The following is a 19,821-nucleotide window of genomic DNA, read 5'->3' on the forward strand; positions in this document are numbered from 1 at the left end:
CCCGCGGAGCGGGTACCTCAGCGCTGCGCGCTGAGCAGAGACCAGCTCGCTGCGCTCCCTGGTGAACTGCATTGCTGCGCAATGCAGTTGCCTCGCTTTGCTCGGCCGGACCCTCCGGGTCCGTGAAGTCCCGCGCTGCGCTTGGGACTTGGCCTCGCGTTGCTCGGCTGAACGGGCTCGCTGCGCTCCCCCGCTGGCTTTCCGGCTGCGCCTCCAAGCCCCAGGCCCGCTCCGCGGGCCGGTCTGGCTACAAGAAGGCGGGCTCTGGGGGCGGAGGAGCTCGGGGTCAGGCTTGTTCTCGTTTGCCCGGCGGGGTCCACGGCTCCACCAGGGGCGGCGGGCCATCCAGTGCGCCACGGAACTTCTCTTTCAGGCTCTTCTTCGGTGCTTCCTTCTCTGCCCGCGCATGCACGAGCCGGGCCGTGCTCACCCGGAAGTGGCATTCACGGTGACGCTGCCTCACCAGCACCACCCACGCACCGTCCTGAGCCAGGAACGCCTCCCGCGCCGGCTCATCCCCCGGCCGCGCACGCCGAGCCAGCCCCCGCGGTATATAACGCAACGCCGCATCCTCGGCCGCAGCGACCGCCTCCGCCTGATCCCCGCCAATACGGTGAGCACCCACCAGCGTCCACCGATGCAACCTCAAGGCCACTCCATCGGCGCGTTCGTTTATCCAGCTGTCCTCCTCGATGAGGACATACCACTCGTTGGTCACAACCAGCGTCTACCTGTCTTTTCTGGGGCTTCGGACTTCACTTCGGACTTCAGACTGGGCGCAGGCGCTGCGCGGGCTTGAGGGTGGAGTCGCTCGTTCGGAGTGGGTTTCAGCGTAGTCCGGACGGTCGGGATGATGCAATGTAGTGTTGGTAGAAATAGGAGGCATCTTGTAGGGGTAGGTGCAGGAGCGCTTGGACGGCTCGTGAGGGGAATTCGCGGATGACCGAACGGAACGAGGTTATCGGAGACTCTTCTGTGTTGGGGGAGTTGAGCGGTGATCCGTTGCGCAGGATCGGCCAGTTCGGGACGGCGGGCGTCCATGCACGGCTGCGTTTGTTCGAGGTCCTGGCCACGGCCGGAGTCCCGGCGCCAGAGGCGGACGAGCTGGTGGGCGCTTTGGAGGCCGGGGCGGTGGCGGCCGCGTACAGCTGGGTGTCGGAGCTGGTCGACTTCGTCCCCGACGGGCACGACGACGCGTACGGCCAGGGCTGGTTGGATGCCGGTGAGACGTTCACCGGGTGTCTGGTGGAGCGGGCGGACCGCATCTGGGAGGAGCACTGTCGGGCGGTGCGGTCCGCCGGGTTCACCGCCCATCTCGCCGAGGCGCGGGAGAAGGAGACCGGCGAGCTGGTGCGGCTGCGGGCCTTCGCCCGCCAGGCCCTGGACGGCTCCCTTCCCGGCAGCGAGGAGCACCGCCGGGCGGTGGAAGCGCTCGGGGCGGCCGGTGACGGCCTCACGGACGGTGGTCCTGCGGACGCCGCGGCGGTGTCGGCCGGGCAGGCCGCTGTGGCCGAGGACCCGTTGGCGGCAGTGGAGGCCGTGTACGTCGAGCGGGTCCTGGCCGTGGTGGAGCGGCTCTACCGCGAGCTGACCGGGCGCAGCAAGTGGGACAGGGAGGTGTCCTTGCGGACGCTCGCTGTGGTCCTGCGGTGTGTCAGCGCCGGTGAGCTGGCCGGGTATCCGGAGCGGCTTGCCCGGTTCGTCCGTGCCCACCGCGGGCGGTTCACGCGGCTCTACCTGGCTTACGGGCCGCAGGGCCCCTACCCCGACGAGGTCTGCCTCCTGGCCGCTCGGCCCGAGGGCATCGTGTTCTGCGAGCGGCTTACGGCCGCCCCGTTCCGCCTCGAAGGGATCTGGGACCCGGGAGGGCGGGGACGCCGGTCTCGAACTCCTGCGTCAGGCCTGGCGGACCAGCGCGTGAAGCGTCCTCGCCCCACCCCCGAAACGCACATGTGTAATCGCCCGGTACAGCAGCGGAGCGCCCCGTGAAACAACCCGCCATTCTTCTCCGTGAACACCAGGAGGACGCGAAAGCACGTATCCGGAAATGGGTCGGATTCCCTGCAAGATCTTTTGTGCCCGCCGAGGGGGCCCGGGCCACGTTGGTGTCGGCGACCGGGTCGGGGAAGACGTACACCGCCGCGGACGCCGCGCGCGAGTACTTCCCGTCAGGCCGGATCCTGGTGATGGTGCCCACCCTGGACCTGCTGGTGCAGACCGCCCAGGCGTGGCGCACCATCGGCCACAACTCCTCCATGGTGGCGGTGTGTTCGCTGGACAACGATGCGGTCCTCACATCGCTGGGGGTGCGGTCGACCACGAACTCGATCCAGCTGGCCCTGTGGGCCGGGTCCGGGCCGGTCGTCGTGCTCGCCACGTACGCCTCGCTCGTCGACCGCGACGACGAGCTGGGAATGGGGAAGGTGCGCGGGCCGCTGGAGACGGCCTTGGCGGGCGGGGAGCGGTTGTACGGGCAGCAGATGGACCGTTTCGACCTGGCCGTCGTGGACGAGGCCCACGGCACCGCAGGTGACCTCGGCCGGGCGTGGGCGGCCATCCACGACAACGCCCGGATCCCGGCCGGCTTCCGGCTGTACCTGACGGCCACGCCGCGGATCCTGGCCGCCCCCCGGCCACAGCGCGACAAGGACGGGCGCGAGCTGGAGATCGCCTCCATGGCCGATGACCCGGGCGGGACGTACGGGAGGTGGATTTACGAGCTCGGGCTGTCCGAGGCGATCACCCGGGAGATCCTCGCCGCCTTCGAGATCGACGTGCTGGAGATCCGCGACCCGGCCCCGGTCCTGGGTGGGTCGGAGGAGGCGGTGCGGGGGCGGCGGCTGGCGCTGCTGCAGACCGCGCTCCTGGAACACGCCGCGGCGCACAATCTGCGCACCGTCATGACGTTCCATCACCGGGTCGAGGAAGCCGAAGCGTTCGCCGCGAAGCTGCCCAAGACCGCCGCCGAGCTCTACGCCACCGAACCCTCCGCCCCGGTTCTGGCCGAGGCGGAGGAGCTCCCCGCATCCTCGATCGACGCCCGCCTCTACGAGCTGGAGACCGGCCGCCACGTACCCCCGGACCGGGTCTGGTCCGCGTGGCTGTGCGGCGACCACCTCGTCGCCGAACGACGCGAAGTACTCCGCCAGTTCGCAAACGGCATCGACGCCAACAACCGGCGCGTGCACCGCGCTTTTCTCGCCTCCGTGCGGGTTCTCGGCGAGGGCGTCGACATCACCGGTGAGCGGGGCGTCGAGGCCGTGTGTTTCGCCGACACCCGTGGGTCGCAGGTCGAGATCGTCCAGAACATCGGCCGCGCCCTGCGCCCCAACCCCGACGGGACAACGAAGGTCGCCCGGATCATCGTGCCGGTCTTCCTCGAACCCGGCGAAGACCCCCACGACATGATCGCCTCGGCCAGCTACGCACCGCTCGTCGCCATCCTCCAAGGCCTGCGCTCCCACGACGAACACCTCGTCGAACAACTCGCCTCCCACGCCCTGACCCGCAGCGCGCAGCAACGACGGGTGCACGTGAGACGCGACGCGGACGGCCACATCATCGCCGCCACCAGCAGCGACAGCGACAAGGACGGCGGTGGTGGCGAGGACCAGGAGGAGGACAGGACCGAGGCGGCGGTGGAGTCGGCGCTGCTGCACTTCTCCAGCCCGCGCGATCCCGCCGCCATCGCCGCCTTCCTGCGCACCCGCGTCTACCGGCCGGAATCACTCGTGTGGCTGGAGGGCTACCAGGCGCTGCGCAAGTGGCGCACCGAGCACCACATCACCGGCCTGTACGCCGTCCCCTACACCGCCGAAACCCGAGCCGGCGCCACCAGCACCTACCCGCTCGGACGGTGGATCCACCAGCAGCGCAAAGCCCTGCGCGCGGGCCTGCTCGAAGACCATCGCAAGAAACAGCTCGACGACGAAGGCATGGTGTGGGAGCCAGGCGAGGAGGCCTGGGAAACCAAGCTCCGGGCCCTTGCCACCTACCACCACGCCCACGGACACCTCGCACCACGCCAGGACGCCGTCTGGCCCGCCGACGGTGAAAACGGCGAGCCCGTGCCCATCGGCCAGATCATGGCCAACCTCCGCCGCACAGGCGGCCTCGGCAAAGACAAGGAACGGCGAACCGACCGCGCCTCCCAGCTCACCGCGATCGACCAGGACTGGAACTGCCCCTGGCCACTCGACTGGCAACGCCACTACCGCGTCCTGGCCGACCTCGCCGCCGACGAGGCCGACGGCCTCCTGCCCGTGATCGAACCGGGCGTGCTCTTCGAAGGCGACGACCTCGGGAAATGGCTGAAGCGGCAGCAACAGGCGGACACCTGGGCGCAGCTGACCGGCGAGCAGCGCAAGCGACTGTCCAAGCTCGGCATCACACCCGCCGAACACCCCACCCCGGCACCGGCTGCCAAGAGTGTCGGGAAGAAGGCAGGGAAGGCGTCAACGGCCTTCCAGCGGGGCGTAGCAGCCCTCGCGCAGTACATTGCCCGCGAAGGCCACCACCGCGTCCCCAGGGCCCACGCGGAGGAGATCGTGATAGAGGGCGAGACCGCGCCGGCGGTGGTGAAGCTCGGCGTGTGGATGTCCAACACCAAGAGCCGCCGCGACAAACTGATCCCGCCCCAGCGGGCAGCGCTCGCCGAGCTGGGCGTGGAATGGGCGTAGTGAGGCAGCGATATCCGGGGGCAGCCGGCGGGCGGTGACGGGGTCGGGCGTGGTGGGGCGCGGGTCAGCGCCAGCGCATGTCGAGGGCTTGGAGGGCGTCCAGTTGCTCGCGGGTGAGCCGGGCGGGGTGGTGGCGCCGTTCGGCGATCCATCGGCCCAGGTGGAAGTCGGTGCCGTCGAGGTCGCAGGTGTAGGTGCGGGGGACGTTGAGGTGTTGGTGCTGGAGCCAGAAGGCACGGGCGGCGCGCAGCCCGCGGGCGAAGGCCCATTCGGCTGCGCCGCGGGGGCGGCGCAGCAGGAGGGCGAGGGGGTGGGTGAGCGGGAGAGCGCCGAGGAGGTTGTGCTGGGTGTCGGCGAGGAGGGGCAGCCGGGCGATCTGCTGGTCGAGCCAGCGGGCGAGGAGGGAGTCGTCGCTGCCGGGGCGCCGGCCGGGGAAGGCGAGACCGCCACGGCGGGCTGCGGTGAGGGCCTGGGCGTAGGTGCGTTTCCACTCGGCCCCCCAGTCGGCATTCCACCAGGGATAGATCTCGTTGAGGGCGCGGTGGTAGCAGAACGGCAGGGTCCGCTCGCGTGCTTCGCGACGGCGGTCGGCGAGCCAGCGGCCGAGGTGGATGCCGCCGTGGTGTTCGGTGGTGCGGGGAGCGAGGTGCCCGTGGCGCGAGGTGTAGTCGCGGGCGACGTCGAGTTTGTATTCGATGCTGTGGGAGGGGTGCTGCCAGGTCATGCCGAGTGCGTCGAGGCGTTCGATGCGGTCGGGCAGAAGCATCCGGTTGTGGCGCAGGGAGCGCTGTTGGCCGACCCACCAGCCGAGGTAGAAACGGTCGCCGGTCAGGTGGCGGCTGGGGACGTCGAGGTGGCCGCTCTCGCGGTGGTAGCTCTGGGCCTGTGCGAAGCCCGCCTCCCACACCGCACGGCGACCGCAGGAGTCCAGTCCGGAATCCAGACCCACGCCGGCCGCGGCGACACCCGGCCGGACGAGTTCCGGCTCGCAGAGGCCGGCGAACCCGATGGCGGGCGGCATGGGCGCCCACTCCCAACGCCAGCCCAAGCCGAAGCCGAAGAAGGACTGACGGACGGCGGACCGAGCTGTCCGGGAATCAGGGCCGACGCGGGCCCCAACTGAACATGACTGAGGAGGAACCCCGCGTGTCGGGGTCCCGCCTCGTCGTCGTCCTGCCGTACCGCAGAGGTACGGAGGGAAATCTGGGGTGCCCCGCTGCCACGGGGACCACCATTCCACTGGCGTCTGTCCAGACCAATAGACATTCACCCTTAGCCGTGCGCGGCGTACGCGCCCGGAGTGAGGTCTTAAGAGTCGTCCCCGGCCATGATCGTGACAATGCCCAGTGGACAACGCTATACATCTGCGAAACAACGCAGCACTCCGACCTGCACAGATCAAGTTTTTTCGGCAGAGCACAGGCGAGTTCTTAATCCGCCGTGCGGGACGCCGGCGAAATAACCGCCGGAAGCGTTCGCGGGGCATCCACAAACGGGGCCGGGGCCATTATTTCGCGCGTGTCCCGCATATGCGCGGCTGTGGGATGTCGCCGCTCCGGCATGGGTAGCGTGGCGCGATGACTCACCTGTCTGCCAACAGGTCCGTCAAGTCCCATACGTCACACGGAAGTTGAGCGCTTCACCGTCCAGACCAGCCGGACCCGTGCTGGAGCTCCTGCTCCATCCGGGATCGACATTTCCCTGAAGTGAGGAACCCACTTGCGCAAGCGCCGCACGCACATATCCCGCGCTGTCCAGCCCCGCCCGCGCGTCCAGCGCGTTCCGGAACACCTTGAGAGTGCTCCGGAGCCGGTGGAGGTGGAGGAGCAGTCGGCTCGCAGCTGGATCCCCGTGGTCCAGCTCGCGGTCATCCTGGCCACGTTCACCGTGCTCACCCTCTGCGGCGTATCGCTGCAGGAGGCTGCCGGTGTCATCGGCGCGGGTCTCATGATCATGGGAGACCTGCGCAACACCCGTCCCTGACCCTTCCCTTCCGGGGTGTCGACTCCTGTCGGCACCCCGGCTTCGGCCCCGGGAAAGGAGACACCGCCGTGGCCCGCCCCCTCAACCCCCTGCCGGCCGTCAGCAGTCCGCTGGTGGACCTGGCTCATGACCTCCGCCAGCTGCGCGACCGCGCGGGCGGACCCACCCTGCAGGAGATGTCCTGCGCCTGCGCAATGTCGACGGCCGCCCTGTCCAAGGCGCAGAGCGGCCAGTACTTCCCCACCTGGAACGCGGTGCGGGGCTATGTCACGGCCTGCGGCGGTGATCCGGACGAGTGGCACGACCGGTGGCAGACCGTACGGCTCACCCAGGGACCTGAGCGCGCGGACGGCGGCGCGGTGAGCCGGCGGGAGTGCATCGAGCGCTGGGTGACGTCCGGGAAGGTGTTCCCCCCGCCGGTCGAGACCGCCGACCAGCTCCGTGAAGCGCTCCGCTGGCTGCTGCGGTTCTACGACCTGAGCCTGCGCGCTGTCGCCGCGAAGAGCACCGGCTACTCCCACAGCAGCTATCACGCCGCTCTGTCCGGCCGCCGGTCCTTCACCCCGGAGCTGCTGCGGTCGCTGCTGCTGGGCTGCGGAGTCCGCTCGACGGCGAGCCTGGAGGCCTGGCTGATGGCGCTCAGCCGCACCGGGTCGGACGACCTGACCGCCGACGTGTTCCAGTTCATCGGCCGGACGCGACAGATGGTCGCGGAACAGTCGGACCGGACCAACCATGTGGAGGTCCGCCACTCGGTGGCAGCCCTGAATACATCGGTCAAGCTCATGACGGGAGGGGGAGACCCCGGCCGGAGGACGCTGCACTACCAGCGGATGCGGAACGCCCAGCACCGACTGCTGCTGGCCCTCTCCCGCGACGTCCTGCGCGCCGAACACGTCCTCCCCAACGGGAACGTCCTCGATCCGCAGACCCTGACCCCGTTCCTGCGGGGCCGCGCCGAAATCCCCGAGCCCCTGCTGGCCCTGCTCGTCAACTCCATCACATGGGCCGACCTGCCATTCCGGCGTCAGGTCTTCCAGGCACTGCGGGCCTCCAGCAACTTCCTGGCCCGCGGGCTGACGCACTGGATCGCAGCCCCCCTCGTACCGGACGGCCAGCTCATGCTCCCGACATTGGAAGAAGGCAGCGGCCAGGCTGCCTGACCCGGGCAGGGCGCTGTGCGCTGGAGCCGGCGCCCCGTCGGTGTGTTCAGAGCGACCAAGATCGAGCCCTTCAGCACGCGGTCGACGGGGGAGGCAGCAGAGGCTGCCGGACGGACCGGTGGCGCGGGGAGGTGTACGAATGCCAGGGACGGCGCGGGGCGCGGAGGCCTTCAGCCGGGGGCTTGCGGCGCTTGCGCAGTATGTCCAGCGTGAGCAGCGGACCGTCATTCTGCGGCAGCACACCGAACGGATCACCGTCGACAGCCAGGACCACGACGTACGCCTCGGCGTGTGAGCCTCCAACCAGAAGAACCGCCGCGACAAACTCAACGAACAGCAACTCGCCCAACTTGGCATCGACTGGGCGTGAACACGAGGCTCTGCCGCGAACGGGGCGCAGCTGCCCGCCGGCCGGTTACGGAGTGGGAGCCTGGAGGCGGACGGCCATCTCGGCGCTGAAGCCGGCGCCGCGCATCGCGGCGGTCGCCTTGATCACGTCGGCGAGGGCCTTGTGCACCACCTGCAGTTGGGGGGTGACGTGGTCGGTGCGGATCAGCGGGGCGACCGCACTGCATTCCAGGCGCACCGCCCGGTGGTGCATGAAGTGAAGTTCGCGGCTGACTGCCAGGACCGACAGCCTGGGGTCGAGGGAGACGAAGTAGCGGCCCAGGGCGTACAGGAAGCACTCGTTGGCCAGCGGGCACATCTCGTCGCGGTCCCAGACCTTGGCGACCTCGAACTGGTGGGCACTCATGTGGTCGAGGGCCATCTTGCGGACCATGCCCTCGTCCGCGGTTCCCTTGGCCAGGTCCCACAGCTCCATGCCCACGTCGGCCGGTGAGCGGCGCGGATGGTTCATGACAGACCGCTCCGCCCGTCATCCAGCAGTCGCGCGAGGGCCTCGTCCATGCCGGACTGGCCGGTGGTCACGACGTGCTCGCACCAGTCGCACACCGCGCGGACTTTCGCCAGGCTGTCCAGGACCGCCGCCTCCTGCTCGTCGGTGAGGACCTCTTCCTGAGCGGCGACGACCGCGTTCTGCATCACCACGCAGAAACTCGTGCACTGCCCCAGGATTTTGAGGACCGCTGTGGGCGTCTGCTGGTGGGCCACCGTCGGGCCCGACGGTGGCGCACTCATCTGCGGTTCGGGTGCGGGGGTGGGCAGCTGGGTCTGCCTGCGGTTTTCCTCTTCGACCCGGAGAGCTAGATCTCGCTGTGCATCTCGGACCGTCTGCCGGAAGGCAGGGCTCTCCATGGCCTTGTTGATCACTTCAGTGCGTTCGGCGAGCTGTTTCACTGCTTCGGCTGCCTCGTCTGTGACGCGCAGCAGCCGCTTGGCATGGCCGATCCGCTCGGTGGGAGTGCTCGGTGTATCAGGGCGGGAGTCACGGGCGCGCCGCGCTGCGTCCCTGGTCCAGTGGCCGTGGCCAGCAGGGTCGAGTTCGTCGCCGGGATCCTCTCGGATCAAGGCGAACCGGTTCGGCTTTCCTGCAAGTGCCTCGTGGACGCTCCAGGGGACATCCTCGCGCCGCATCTCGACGGGCCAGGCCTTCGCCACGTACCGGTACTTCTGCAGGGTGTCGAAGGCAGCGCGGATCTGCCTGGCGTAGATGGTGAGGGTGGCGGTGACCTCGCCATGACCGTGCGGGTTGGCGTCGATGATCTCGTTGAGGAGGTCGCCGAGTTCGAAGTTGCTGGCGCTCTTGGACCGCATGATGCGGCGCCCGCGCTGGACGTACTCCCCCCACTGCTCACGGGTATAGCCCGCGGGCACTTCAAGGACACTCATCTGGAACTCCGTGCCTCAGGCCGGTCCTGCCCTCACGCCCCAGGCGGCATGATGCCGCGTGCCGGCACACCCGGCAGTTTCCCCTGCCCGCAGCATCCCGCCCCGGCAGCACGAGCGGCAGGCGCACCGCAACACGCGCCACCAGCAGTGGAAGGGCGCCAGAAAGCGGAGCGCAGCAGCACACGCCCCGGCGGACGAAGGGGCGCAGCTGCTTCCTTGTGCGGAACTCCTGTGGTGGATACGGCACCGGGGTTCCGCCGCGCCGCTTGGCCCGAGCGGTCCGCTCGGGTCAGTTGGCCGGTGTATCCGGGAGACCGTTGCCGGCCTGCGGGGCGGCAACAGTACGCCCGCGGGCGGCAAGGCCGGGGCCGCCGGAATGCTCCGGGCGAATGAGTGCGAACCGGTCCGGCCGGCCGGCGAGTTCGCGGTAGACAGTCCACGGCACATCCGCGCGGCGCGTCTGGGCCGGCCAGGCCCGGGCCACCCGCCGGTAGGCCCTCAGGCTGCTCGCACTGCAGCCGAGCTGCGCAGCGAACCCGGCGAGGACACCGGCCTCGCCCTGCCCCCGCGGGCAGGTGGCCAGCAACTCCTCGAGCAGATCGCCCAGTTCGAAGCTGACGGCGGTCTGGGACCGCATGATGCGCCGCCCCCGCTCGCGGGCATCACCCGCGGAGTCCTTGCTCCTGCCCATCCCGGGCTCCCTGTCCTGGGCCCGGCCATGCCGCACGCTCCGGACGGCACGATGCCGCGTACCGGCACAACCCGGCTGCCTGTTTCCCTCTACCTGAAGCGTCCCGCCCCGGCAGCACAGGCGGCAGGCGCACGCAGCGCGCACCGCGCGCAGGGGAAGGCCGCCGGGGAGCGGGGCGCAGCAGCGCGCCCCGGCGGACGAAAGGGCACAAGCCCCGGCACGGCACACACGGCCCAGGGCGGTACGGGGAAGTGTGCTGGTCGGCGCAGATACCACCGCGCGGCAGCCCACGCTGCCGATCAGCTGCCGCCCCAGGGCGCGGGAGGTGGCCGTCAGGACGTCATGAGGTGGTGGTAGTCCCTGACCTGCTGGGTGAGTTCCTCTTCGGGCATGTCCGCCCACAGGCTCATCTGCGCCCAGGACTGGCCGCTTCCTCTTCCGGCGAGGGCCAGTTCGTTGAGGGCCTGGCTGATCAGAGACGCGGCCTGGCCCAGAGACGCCATACCGAGCTCGACGCCCTCGGCTGCGGGAAGGGACCCCTCGATCTTCAGTTCCGTCAGGTGCTGCGCCGCGTGGGTGATCAGGTAGGTGATGAAGGACGGCATGTCCACGGGGACGCCGGATGCCCATGTCCCGCTGGAGACCGGCCTCACGGAGGGCTGGGGACCTGCCGGTGGGGCGGAAGGACGGCTGTCCGCGGCGGGCTCGGGCCGGCGGGCCGTGAGGTACTCCCACACCCACCGGTAGGACACCCTGACACGGTCGGTGCGGCGAGCGAAGTCCTGATAGAGCTCGAAGACCGACCGCCGCTCAGCAGGGGGTCTGGCCGCGTCCTCCTCAAGCAGCGCGTCCAGGCGCTGTGCGTACGCGCGCAGTTCGTCCTCGCCGGCCGGCTGCGGCCGCAGGGGCAAAACGGTGGAGAGCACGTCCCTGACCTCCTCGTGCGAGACATGGTGGCGGGCGGCCAGGGAACGGGGCAGCTTGTCGCCGTCGCGGTAGTCACGGCGGATCGCTTCGAACAGTTCACTGCCGGGCTCTGCCATCATCAACTCCTCACAGCGGTAGGCGTGCTGAGTCTTGCACGCCCCGTCCCCGGCGCGGTGTGGGCCGCGAGGGGCCGACTGGTGACCAGGCCACACGCCTGGGCCGCCTCGTCCACCGCGATCCGGTCCCACGCGGTCAGGCGGAAGAAGCGGAGGCTGCCCGCGCGGCCGTCCAGGTCCCTGAAGCAGCGGGCCGCCTCCACCAGGTCCGCCGCCCACGCCGGGACAGACACATGGGTGCCCGCGGGGACCGCGCCCAGGGCGGACGGCGCGAAGGCGGTGGCACGCAGCTGCCTCAGCGAATCCACCGGGCGGCCCGTCAGGACCTGTACAGCCAGCGCCGCGGCGTGCACGGGGTGGGCGACACGGGTATGGATGCGGCGGGCCAGGACCGCCAGATGCGGATCGGGCGCGGCATCGGGGCCGCCGGCAGGCTGGCCGGGCGCGGCAAGCGGCAGGACGGAGCGGCCCAGACGGCACTGTGCTGCCCGGAGTTCACCGGTGGTACAGGGGCGTGGTGCGTACGGCAGCAGGAAGCAGGGCTCGTCGTTCGGCGGCGGGAACGGGGCTTTCTCCCACCAGGGATACCGGCCCGCCGTCACGGCAGCGGGGGCGGTGGGCACGCTGCGGCGGGCCGCCGCAAGGGTATGTACCGTCTGCGGGCCGAGGCTGTCCACGGCGGCCGCCGCCTCGGGTGCGAGCGGGCCATGGCACACCAGGGCCAGGCGGATGCCGGTGAGATGAGCCAGCGCGAAGAGCCGCTCGAGATGGCGCACGGTGATGAGATGGGCGCGGGTGAGCAGGACATGGCCGATGCGCAGCGCCCAGATCCACGCCGCCGCCGTGCGCCAGGCGGTGCGGGCATCACGCGTCCAGCAGACGCCCTCCTCGCTCCCCGCCAGGGGCAAATGCTTGCCCAGGGCGCGCAGCAGGTCGTGGGCCAGGGCAGCCGGGGCACCGGCCGCCGGCGCCGGATGCACCGTGATACGGCCGGCCGGCGGGGCGTGGACGGCAAGGGCCCAGTCCATGAACGCCTTGTCGTCGCCCGCGTCGTACACCACGGTCAGCGCCGGCAGGCGCGGTGGGGGCTCGGCGCGGTCCGGCAGCCAGGTGGGCATCCAGGGGCGGCCCTCGGCCCACAGAGGCGGCAGGGGCGGGGCAGCCCGCACGGCCCCAGCCGTCACCGGGGCACCGGCCCAACGCGGCAGGCGATACGTTCGAGCAACTCCCCCGTCACAGGCTCGGGTCGGGAGCGCAGGGCGCGGCGGGTGTGATGGGTCAGCGCCGCCCAGGCGCGCAGCCGTCCGTGGGCGAACCTGGCGTCCGCATGGTGCAACAGCGTGTCGGGAGCCCGGTGCCATACGGGGTGCAGACCGCGCGCGGCTGACGGCACCTGATCCGGGGGCAACGGGCCGATCCTCACCCAGGCCATACAGCGGGAGGCCAGCATGCGCACCTCACCTAATACCTGCCCACCGTCCTGTGCTGCGACGAGCACCATGCACACCCCGCCCGGGACGGCGTCGTACACATAGCGCAGGTATTCGAAGCAGGCGGGCGACAGTTGGTGGGCCTCGTCCACCACCACGATGCGGGACCGGCCGCCCAGCGCCTCAAGGACCAGCTCATCGGCGGTCCCCGGATCCGTCGGGGGCGGGCCCGCGAGGCCGAGGGCCTCATGGAACGCGCAGCGCAGATCGCACGGATCAGGCCGCGAGCGCAGCCGCAACAGCAAGCAATGCGCGGGCGGATGGGCTGTGAGCGTGGCCTGGGCAGCGAACGTCTTGCCCACCCCGGACGGCCCGGTCACGCACACCATGGCCTGCTCGGCGACACCGCGGGCGACAGCACGTGCGGTGGCAGCGAGCCCGGGCGTGGCCAGCGCCCGCATCCCCGGCACGGCCAGGAAGTGCAGGGCTTCATCGACGGCTACCGGCAGCGGAGCAAACCCGGCTACCGGGCCACCGGGCGCGCAGCTCAGCACTGCTTCAACGCCCAGTCGACAACGCTCCGGTCGACCGTGTCGGTCTTGAAGTGCTTGAGGCCTTTGAGGACATGGTGAGTGACCTTGGCCCACTCACGCATCGAGCCGTCGGCGTGCACCCGGTCGATGTGCTGCAGGAGGGCGGTGTCCACGGTGGCCCACACCGGATGGGTGTCGGGAACCACGCTCAACGCCTCGTCCTCCGACATGGCAAGGACCTCGGTACGGGTGCAGATCCGCGAGGCCAGTGCCGGATCACTTTGCAGGGTGTCGTTCGCCTCACGGCCACCAATGAAGATCACCGCCGGGCGGTTGGTGCGGGTGTTGTCCCACGCGTTGCGGATGAACTCGAAGCACTGGCGGCTGTACTGCTGGGACTCGTCGCACACGATCACGTACGGGCGCCTAGGCAGCGCGGACAGCAGCAGCCGGTACAGCGGCGTGGCCGTGCCCGGCATCTTCCCCGGCAGCCGCATCTGTACGAACAACTCCTCGCGCAAGTCCTTCGGGCCCGGCCGCGAGCGTGCGAACTCCAGGGAGAGCAGCAGGTCCGGGGCCACCTGCCGCAAAGCGGCACGGGTGGCGAAGGTCTTGCCGAGCCCTGCGTCCCCGTAGATCAGCGACATCGCCCTCGCCTCGATCGTCTCCACGATCGTGTCCTGCACCTGCAGCAACACATCCGTGGTCACCAACGACGAACCGGGCACGTCGAGGAAGAACTGCGGCCGCAGCACCGGGCGTTCACCCGGCTCGGGTGCCTGATCACTCATGTGGGTCCTTGTCGGTACGTGCCGGAGTACGGGGACGGGCGGGCATCTTCCAGCCGGGGGCCGGGGCGTTACGCGGCTGATAGACGGCGGGCTCGGCGCGCCTGAGGCGTGCGCGGCCCAAAGTGCCGCAGTCTTCGGCCAGTTCGGAGGCGGCCTCACGCCGGGTCACCCGGCTCGCCTGAGCGGGCGGGCCGGGCTGCGTCGAAGCGTCATACCGCGTACGGCGGCGAGCCGCTGAACGCTCCAAAGCACGGCGCAGCCGCCGGTCGCGCTCGTCGCGGGCCACAAAGACCCTGGCCCGCTCGGCCTCACTCGCCTCATCCGACAACACGGCACGCCCCAGGTACCGGTTGCCGCGCACGGTGTAGAGATCGATCTCATGCGCATGGTGCGGCATCCACCGCACATGGACCCGCATCCCGATCCGCCCCACCCCGTCAAGGGGCATGTAGGAACGGCCGTGGAAATCCACGCCATGACTGGTGATCGTGCGGGGTCTGCCGTCACTCTCCAGCAGGTACGCGCGCAGATCCTCAGGATCGATATCCCGCACCGGAGCTGGGTCGGCCTCCCACGCGGCCAGCGGTGTCATCCCCGTACGCGCCACAACATGCCCGGTGTTGTGCTCGTGAACCCAGTTACGCAGCAGGGTCACGAAGGCCTCGAAGGTGAGCGCCGGATCGTCCTGCCCCAGACGGGTCTTGTGATCCAGCAGCGGGGCCTTCGAGTAACGGGGCAGATCCGCGAAAAACCGGGTCACCGCAGTGCGGTTCAGCCTCTCCACACCACCCTTCAACCGCGCGGACCCCACCACCTGCACCGGTACGTCCAGCGCGCCGAACGCCGCCCGCACCGCCTTGGAGACGAAGTCCGCACCGCCATCGATCCGCACCAGGCGCGGCAGCCCGCCGGCCGGACCGTAGACGTCCCCGCGCAGCACCGCCGAACGCAACGCCGCCAGCACCGAACCCCGGTGCACCGACGCCGCGGTGACCGCCCAGCCCATCACCACCGAGGTGGCCCGGTCCTCGAACCACGTCACCCACACCCTGGCCAGCGAATCGTCCGGCATACCGACCCGCAGCGGAGCCTGCTTGTGGTCCCCCTCCCACACCTCATTCCGGCACACGGCAGGCCGCTTGAACGCCGGATCGTGGCCACGCGCAGCAGGAACCCCCTCCCGCAGCCCCGCCATGAAACCCGGCGTGAGATCCCGGCGGATCGCATCATGCAACGTCGTCAGACCCGGCGGCCGTACCCCCGCCACCCGGGCCCGCCGTACCAACTCCTCATGCGCCCGCTTCACATTCCCCAAACTGTCCGCGAGCACATCAACAACCTCGTCCGTCACCACAAGACACGCACGCGGCACCGGATCCGGCGAACCCGTCGACTCCGCACGAGCCAGCCACCGCCACACCGTACGCACACTCACATCCAACGACCGGGCCACCAGCCGCACATGCCCCGTCGACAACTCCCCCGCCACACGCCGCCGTTGAAGCTGCCGCACCGCAGCGCCACGCAACAGCTCTCTCTGCCCGCCCATCGACACGTCCGGCCCATCGCCGGGGTCCTCACCCTCCACAACCACGGACGCTAGAGAGCCACCCAGCACCCCGCCAAAACACAAAAACGCTTCCCCGCCCCGAGATGATGAACCCACCCGAAAACCACTCCCCGCCCCCACCCCGCCTGCTACACACCACCCGACCGGCAAAGGACACACGGACACAACGACACCGGCCAACACGGCCACCCGACACCAGGAAACACGGGCACCTGTCACCACCCCGGACAACAAAAAAGGGCCCCCGACCAGGCCCTCAACCACAGTGACAACCACCCGCATCAACCAGCGACACCCACCCCACAGCTCACACTACACAACCCCAGGTCAAAACCATGACGACTGCTCAGTTCCACTGACCGGCGACACCGACCAACTTGCGCAGCACTCCACTTAGATCCGGGCACATGGAGGTCAGTGCGCAACCATGTCTTACTACCGTTCACATACACCGAGCCACTTCGCCCCCTCAATCTTCCTGCTCAGCGCGGGGGTTGAAGCTCGCGCAGTCCGTAGTCCGGTGGCAGCCATCCCTTCTTCCGCCTGGCGATGGTTTTTCGAGTGTGGGGAGGCGGGTACGGGCAGCCCTGCATCAGGTCGGGTTCAGTCATGGCCCATGAGCACCGGTAATGGGCGGTGCACACAGGCCAGATGGTCTTCTCGGGCTGCTTCGGATTCGGGGTCGTCCCGCCCCGGCTACGGCGTCTTTTGGGACGAGGTGGCTGGGGCGGGCGGAGCTTGCAGCCTTCGGCAAAGGCTGTCAGGGACGGAAGCCCCGCGCTTCCCAGTGGATCGCTGAAGAGCGGCCCGTTGGTCCCGGTCTCGATGCGCCAGACGAAAGCGGCGGCCCTCAGCAGGGAGCGGGCCCAGGTGGGAACGTGGTGCGTCATGCAGCCCCCGCGGAGCCCGCGGTCGTGCAGTGTGATGGTCGAGGCGTCCGGGGCCAGGTCGTGGACGTGCGCGGTATCGAGCTGTGTGACAGAAGCCGCGGTGAACACCGCCGTGGCCAGCTGAGCCGCCAAGTACGGGTGGGCGGTGGCACGGTGAAGCCGCCAAGCCACCTCAGCCTCAGTGACCGGCGGCATCACCGGTGCGAAGAAATCCCGGTCCGCCGCCATCAGCGCAGCACACCGGCACGAGCCACTCTCGTCGTCGAAGGCGGCGAAGGTGGTCAGGGCCGGCAGGCTGATCCAGCGGTTCGCCAACGGCCGCACCGCATAAGGTGCCTGTCCCTCCAGGATGGTCGGTTCGGCCTCGGGCAGCAGTGCGGAGGCCTCGGCGATGTGGTGGTCCACCTGCCGCAGTTCGCGTTCCAGGAATGCCCGCATGGTTCGGTGGTGGCAGACGAGAACCAGGCGGACCCCGGTGCGCCGGCGCAGGGCAAGGAGATCCCTGAAACGGTGCGGAGTGAGCAAGTGGGCACGCAGCAGGGTGAGGTGGGTGATGGGGGTAGCGAGGATCCAGGCGGCGGTGATCGACCACGTCAGGCCCGGATCGAGCTGTCGGCAGCCGGATAGCGGGACGGGCTTGCCCAGGGCGGCGAGGATGTCGTGGGCGAGCGCGATAGCTGCATCGACGCCCGGAGTGGGGTGCACGGTGAGACGTCCGTGATGCGGGGCGTGGGATGCCAAGGCCGCACGGGTGTGGACCACGTCGTCGTACGGGTCCAGGACCACCGTGACCGGCGGCGGGTTCGGGCAGTCCAGCACGTCAGGCCACCACCGGGCGTTGGCGCAGTTTGCTGTAGGACCAGCGCAACAGGTCCTCGTCCAGCATCCGTCCGGACTCCTTCATCCCGGCGGTCAGGTGATGGGTGATCTTCGCCCAGGCCCGGAAGTTGCCATGTGCGGCCTCGTCATCGCACATGGCGATCAGGTCTGGGTCCGCGTCCGCCCAGACCGGGTGAAACGCCGGGACGACGGTGAGGACCTCCTCCAGCGGCATGGGCTCGATCTCCTGCCACGCATACACCCGGGACTCCAGCATCGGCTCGCTCTGCAGCATCTCGAAACAGCCGTCGCCGCCCGTGAACACGATCGTCAGGTCCGAACTGATGTCATCCCACAAGTAGCGCAGGTATTCGAAGCACATCTTCGACAGCCACTGCGCCTCGTCACAGACCAGGACGTGCGTCTCCTCCAGGGCGCCGCGCAGCATGCGGTCGAACTCAATCGCGTGGGCGGGCGGACGTCCCTGCAAGCCGAGGGCATGGAACAGCTCGTGGCGCAGGTCACGGGTCGAGGGACGGGCCCGGAACTGGATCCGGCGCGTCAGCTTCGGCGCGAGCTCACGCAGCGAGGTGTTCACCGCCAACGACTTGCCCCGGCCTGCCTGCCCGTAGATACAGATCATCGCCCTGGCCTCGATCGCGGCACGGATGTTCTCCCGCACCATCAACAGGGCACGCGTGGAGACTACTTGGGCGCCCGGCAGACGCATGAAGTGGTCTTCCCGCTCACGGGGCAACCGGCCCTGTCGTTCGGCAGTCGCCATTGATCAACGCTCCCCGCTGTCGTCACGTACATCTGCCCCTGCAGGCGGCTCGCCATCGACTGCCTGTCCGGCGTCCACCTGCGAGTCGGCCGCCCGGCGAGGGCGGACAACCGGACGGGCCCAGGAGGCCGGGGGCTCACGGGGAGGGATCAAGTCCGGCAGCGCCCGGGCCGCCAGATCCACGCCCCTGGCCCGGGCGATCTCCGCCTCGGCCTGAGAGGAAGTAACCGTGCGCCGCGGACGAGGCGCGGCAGCCGTGGTCGTGGCGGTGTACCGGGCCTTGCGCAGCTTCTCCGCCGCCTTCAGATCCGCCTTCAGCTGCCGGGCCTTCTTCTCCCTGACCGAACTCAGCGCACGGCGCTGCTCCACCGTCGCCGCCTCCGCCAGATACGCGCTGCCCAGATGCCGGCCCCGCTCCTCAGTGGAGAACACCTCGGTCTGCCCGTCGTAGTGCGGCAGATACCGCAGCCGGACTTTCGTCCCAACGTGCCCGACCATCCACGGCGCAACGTAGAAGCGGCGCCGCCACCTGATCCCGCTCGTCGAGATCTTCCGCGTTCTGCCGTCGTCCTCCAGTCCGAAAAACGCCAGCCGCTCCTCCGGCACCTCCTCAACAGGGGTCGGGTCCGCCTCCCACGCCACCAGCGGCGTCAGACCCGCATCCAGACCGGCGGGCCGGTGCTCGGTGTTCCACCACCGCACCCAGTCCAGCAGCACCTGCACGAAGTCCGGATACGAGAGCAGATCCTCCACCACATCGGGGCGGTACACGCCGACCGGCCGGGCACGGCGGGTATAGCCCGGCAACGAGACCAGCAGCATCTCCTCCAACGCGCCGTTCAACGCCTCGACCGTGCCCTTCCGATACGGCTTATAAGCCGGCAGGTCGTCCACCGGGACCGCGAAGGCACCCAGAGCACGCTCCACCGTCCTGCACAGGAACTCCTTGCCCCGATCCACCCGCACCACCCCCGGCAGGCCCCCGCACGGCCCGTACGGATCCTGCCGGCTGATCCCCGCCCGCAACGCCGCCAGCACCGCGTCACGGGCCGGCTCATGCGGAGTGACCGCCACCCCCACAATCACCTTCGTCGCCACATCGACAAACCACGTCACCCACGGACACTCCGCCCGCCCCTCGACATCCACCCGCACCGGAATCCGCTTGTGATCCCCCTCCCAGCAGGCGTTCCGATGCGTACGCGGACGCTTCCCGAACACGTCATGACGTCGCCGACCCGCCTCACCAGACCGCAACCCGGCACGCTCCCCCGCGGAAAGGTCCTGGCGAACAGCGCGCTGCAAGGTACGCAGGGAAGGCACAGCGCTTGCATCTCCAGCGGCGGCTGCCTCGGCAACCAGTTCCCGGTGGACGGCAGCCACGTTCCCGCCCCACACCGTCAGACGGGCGCGGAAGTCAGGAGTCACCGAAACCCTTGAAGGACAGTGGGGCAACAGACGTCCTTCCCTACGCGCCACGGCCACCCAGTTCCACACCGTCCGCAGTGACACGCCCATCGCCGAAGCGACCAACTGAGCATGGGCAGTGGTGAGTTCCCCCTTGGCGTCCAGTGCCAACAGCCGTGCCACCGCACCCCCACGCCCCGAGCCCAGCCATCGCTCGAAGAATCCGTCGTCGAAGGTACGGGCCCGC

The 19,821-nt window shown here is 69.7% G+C and carries 18 protein-coding genes; 5 read left to right on the forward strand and 13 right to left on the reverse strand.

What is annotated here, in order from left to right; genetic code table 11:
* Window positions 1–286: 286 nt before the first annotated feature.
* The gene (locus ACIQ8J_RS29535) at window positions 287–718 is read right to left on the reverse strand and encodes a hypothetical protein (RefSeq protein ID WP_403276728.1); all 432 of its coding nucleotides are present in this window, start codon (window positions 716–718) and stop codon (window positions 287–289) included.
* Window positions 719–978: 260 nt separating this feature from the next.
* Between ACIQ8J_RS29535 and ACIQ8J_RS29540 the strand changes: the two genes are divergently transcribed.
* Both ACIQ8J_RS29540 and ACIQ8J_RS29545 read left to right on the forward strand, forming a co-directional pair.
* Complete coding sequence (locus tag ACIQ8J_RS29540) at window positions 979–1,989, forward strand: hypothetical protein (RefSeq protein WP_403276729.1); 1,011 nt, start codon at window positions 979–981, stop codon at window positions 1,987–1,989.
* Window positions 1,986–4,679, forward strand: a complete 2,694-nt coding sequence (locus ACIQ8J_RS29545; RefSeq protein ID WP_403276730.1) for a Helicase associated domain protein — start codon at window positions 1,986–1,988, stop codon at window positions 4,677–4,679. Before ACIQ8J_RS29540 ends, ACIQ8J_RS29545 begins: the two co-directional genes overlap by 4 nt.
* 64 nt (window positions 4,680–4,743) lie before the next feature.
* Here ACIQ8J_RS29545 and ACIQ8J_RS29550 read toward each other — a convergent pair whose 3' ends face one another.
* Window positions 4,744–5,700: a helicase associated domain-containing protein gene (locus ACIQ8J_RS29550; protein ID WP_403276731.1), complete on the reverse strand. Its 957-nt coding sequence runs from the start codon at window positions 5,698–5,700 to the stop codon at window positions 4,744–4,746.
* Window positions 5,701–6,398: 698 nt separating this feature from the next.
* Here ACIQ8J_RS29550 and ACIQ8J_RS29555 point away from each other — a divergent pair.
* The 3 genes from ACIQ8J_RS29555 (at window position 6,399) to ACIQ8J_RS29565 (ending at window position 8,120) form a co-directional block, all read left to right on the forward strand.
* Window positions 6,399–6,662 (forward strand): hypothetical protein, encoded by a 264-nt coding sequence (locus ACIQ8J_RS29555; RefSeq protein WP_403276732.1) that lies wholly within the window; start codon window positions 6,399–6,401, stop codon window positions 6,660–6,662.
* Window positions 6,663–6,730: 68 nt separating this feature from the next.
* On the forward strand, window positions 6,731–7,825 hold the full coding sequence (locus tag ACIQ8J_RS29560; RefSeq protein ID WP_403276734.1) for a hypothetical protein: 1,095 nt from the start codon (window positions 6,731–6,733) through the stop codon (window positions 7,823–7,825).
* A 139-nt stretch (window positions 7,826–7,964) separates the two neighbouring features.
* On the forward strand, window positions 7,965–8,120 hold the full coding sequence (locus tag ACIQ8J_RS29565; RefSeq protein WP_403276737.1) for a hypothetical protein: 156 nt from the start codon (window positions 7,965–7,967) through the stop codon (window positions 8,118–8,120).
* A 120-nt stretch (window positions 8,121–8,240) separates the two neighbouring features.
* Here ACIQ8J_RS29565 and ACIQ8J_RS29570 read toward each other — a convergent pair whose 3' ends face one another.
* The 11 genes from ACIQ8J_RS29570 to ACIQ8J_RS29620 form a co-directional block, all read right to left on the reverse strand.
* Complete coding sequence (locus ACIQ8J_RS29570) at window positions 8,241–8,684, reverse strand: hypothetical protein (protein WP_403276739.1); 444 nt, start codon at window positions 8,682–8,684, stop codon at window positions 8,241–8,243.
* Window positions 8,681–9,616 carry a DUF6192 family protein gene (locus tag ACIQ8J_RS29575; RefSeq protein WP_403276741.1) on the reverse strand — a complete coding sequence of 312 codons (936 nt, stop codon included), beginning with the start codon at window positions 9,614–9,616 and terminating at the stop codon, window positions 8,681–8,683. The genes ACIQ8J_RS29570 and ACIQ8J_RS29575 overlap by 4 nt, the downstream gene beginning before the upstream one ends.
* Before the next feature lie 289 nt (window positions 9,617–9,905).
* Window positions 9,906–10,307: a hypothetical protein gene (locus ACIQ8J_RS29580; RefSeq protein ID WP_403276743.1), complete on the reverse strand. Its 402-nt coding sequence runs from the start codon at window positions 10,305–10,307 to the stop codon at window positions 9,906–9,908.
* 332 nt (window positions 10,308–10,639) lie between these two features.
* On the reverse strand, window positions 10,640–11,350 hold the full coding sequence (locus ACIQ8J_RS29585; protein ID WP_403276745.1) for a hypothetical protein: 711 nt from the start codon (window positions 11,348–11,350) through the stop codon (window positions 10,640–10,642).
* 2 nt (window positions 11,351–11,352) lie between these two features.
* The gene (locus ACIQ8J_RS29590) at window positions 11,353–12,468 is read right to left on the reverse strand and encodes a hypothetical protein (RefSeq protein WP_403276747.1); all 1,116 of its coding nucleotides are present in this window, start codon (window positions 12,466–12,468) and stop codon (window positions 11,353–11,355) included.
* Window positions 12,469–12,530: 62 nt separating this feature from the next.
* On the reverse strand, window positions 12,531–13,334 hold the full coding sequence (locus ACIQ8J_RS29595) for an AAA family ATPase (protein WP_403276749.1): 804 nt from the start codon (window positions 13,332–13,334) through the stop codon (window positions 12,531–12,533).
* Complete coding sequence (locus ACIQ8J_RS29600) at window positions 13,328–14,104, reverse strand: AAA family ATPase (RefSeq protein WP_403276751.1); 777 nt, start codon at window positions 14,102–14,104, stop codon at window positions 13,328–13,330. Before ACIQ8J_RS29600 ends, ACIQ8J_RS29595 begins: the two co-directional genes overlap by 7 nt.
* Complete coding sequence (locus ACIQ8J_RS29605; protein WP_403276753.1) at window positions 14,097–15,692, reverse strand: Mu transposase C-terminal domain-containing protein; 1,596 nt, start codon at window positions 15,690–15,692, stop codon at window positions 14,097–14,099. The genes ACIQ8J_RS29600 and ACIQ8J_RS29605 overlap by 8 nt, the downstream gene beginning before the upstream one ends.
* Before the next feature lie 464 nt (window positions 15,693–16,156).
* Complete coding sequence (locus ACIQ8J_RS29610) at window positions 16,157–17,383, reverse strand: hypothetical protein (RefSeq protein ID WP_403276755.1); 1,227 nt, start codon at window positions 17,381–17,383, stop codon at window positions 16,157–16,159.
* 1 nt (window position 17,384) lies between these two features.
* Window positions 17,385–18,167 (reverse strand): AAA family ATPase, encoded by a 783-nt coding sequence (locus ACIQ8J_RS29615; RefSeq protein WP_403276757.1) that lies wholly within the window; start codon window positions 18,165–18,167, stop codon window positions 17,385–17,387.
* A 3-nt stretch (window positions 18,168–18,170) separates the two neighbouring features.
* Window positions 18,171–19,757, reverse strand: a complete 1,587-nt coding sequence (locus ACIQ8J_RS29620) for a Mu transposase C-terminal domain-containing protein (RefSeq protein ID WP_403276759.1) — start codon at window positions 19,755–19,757, stop codon at window positions 18,171–18,173.
* Window positions 19,758–19,821 lie beyond the last annotated feature (64 nt).

Source organism: Streptomyces sp. NPDC094147 (assembly GCF_044764265.1).
Classification (GTDB): Bacteria; Actinomycetota; Actinomycetes; order Streptomycetales; family Streptomycetaceae; genus Streptomyces.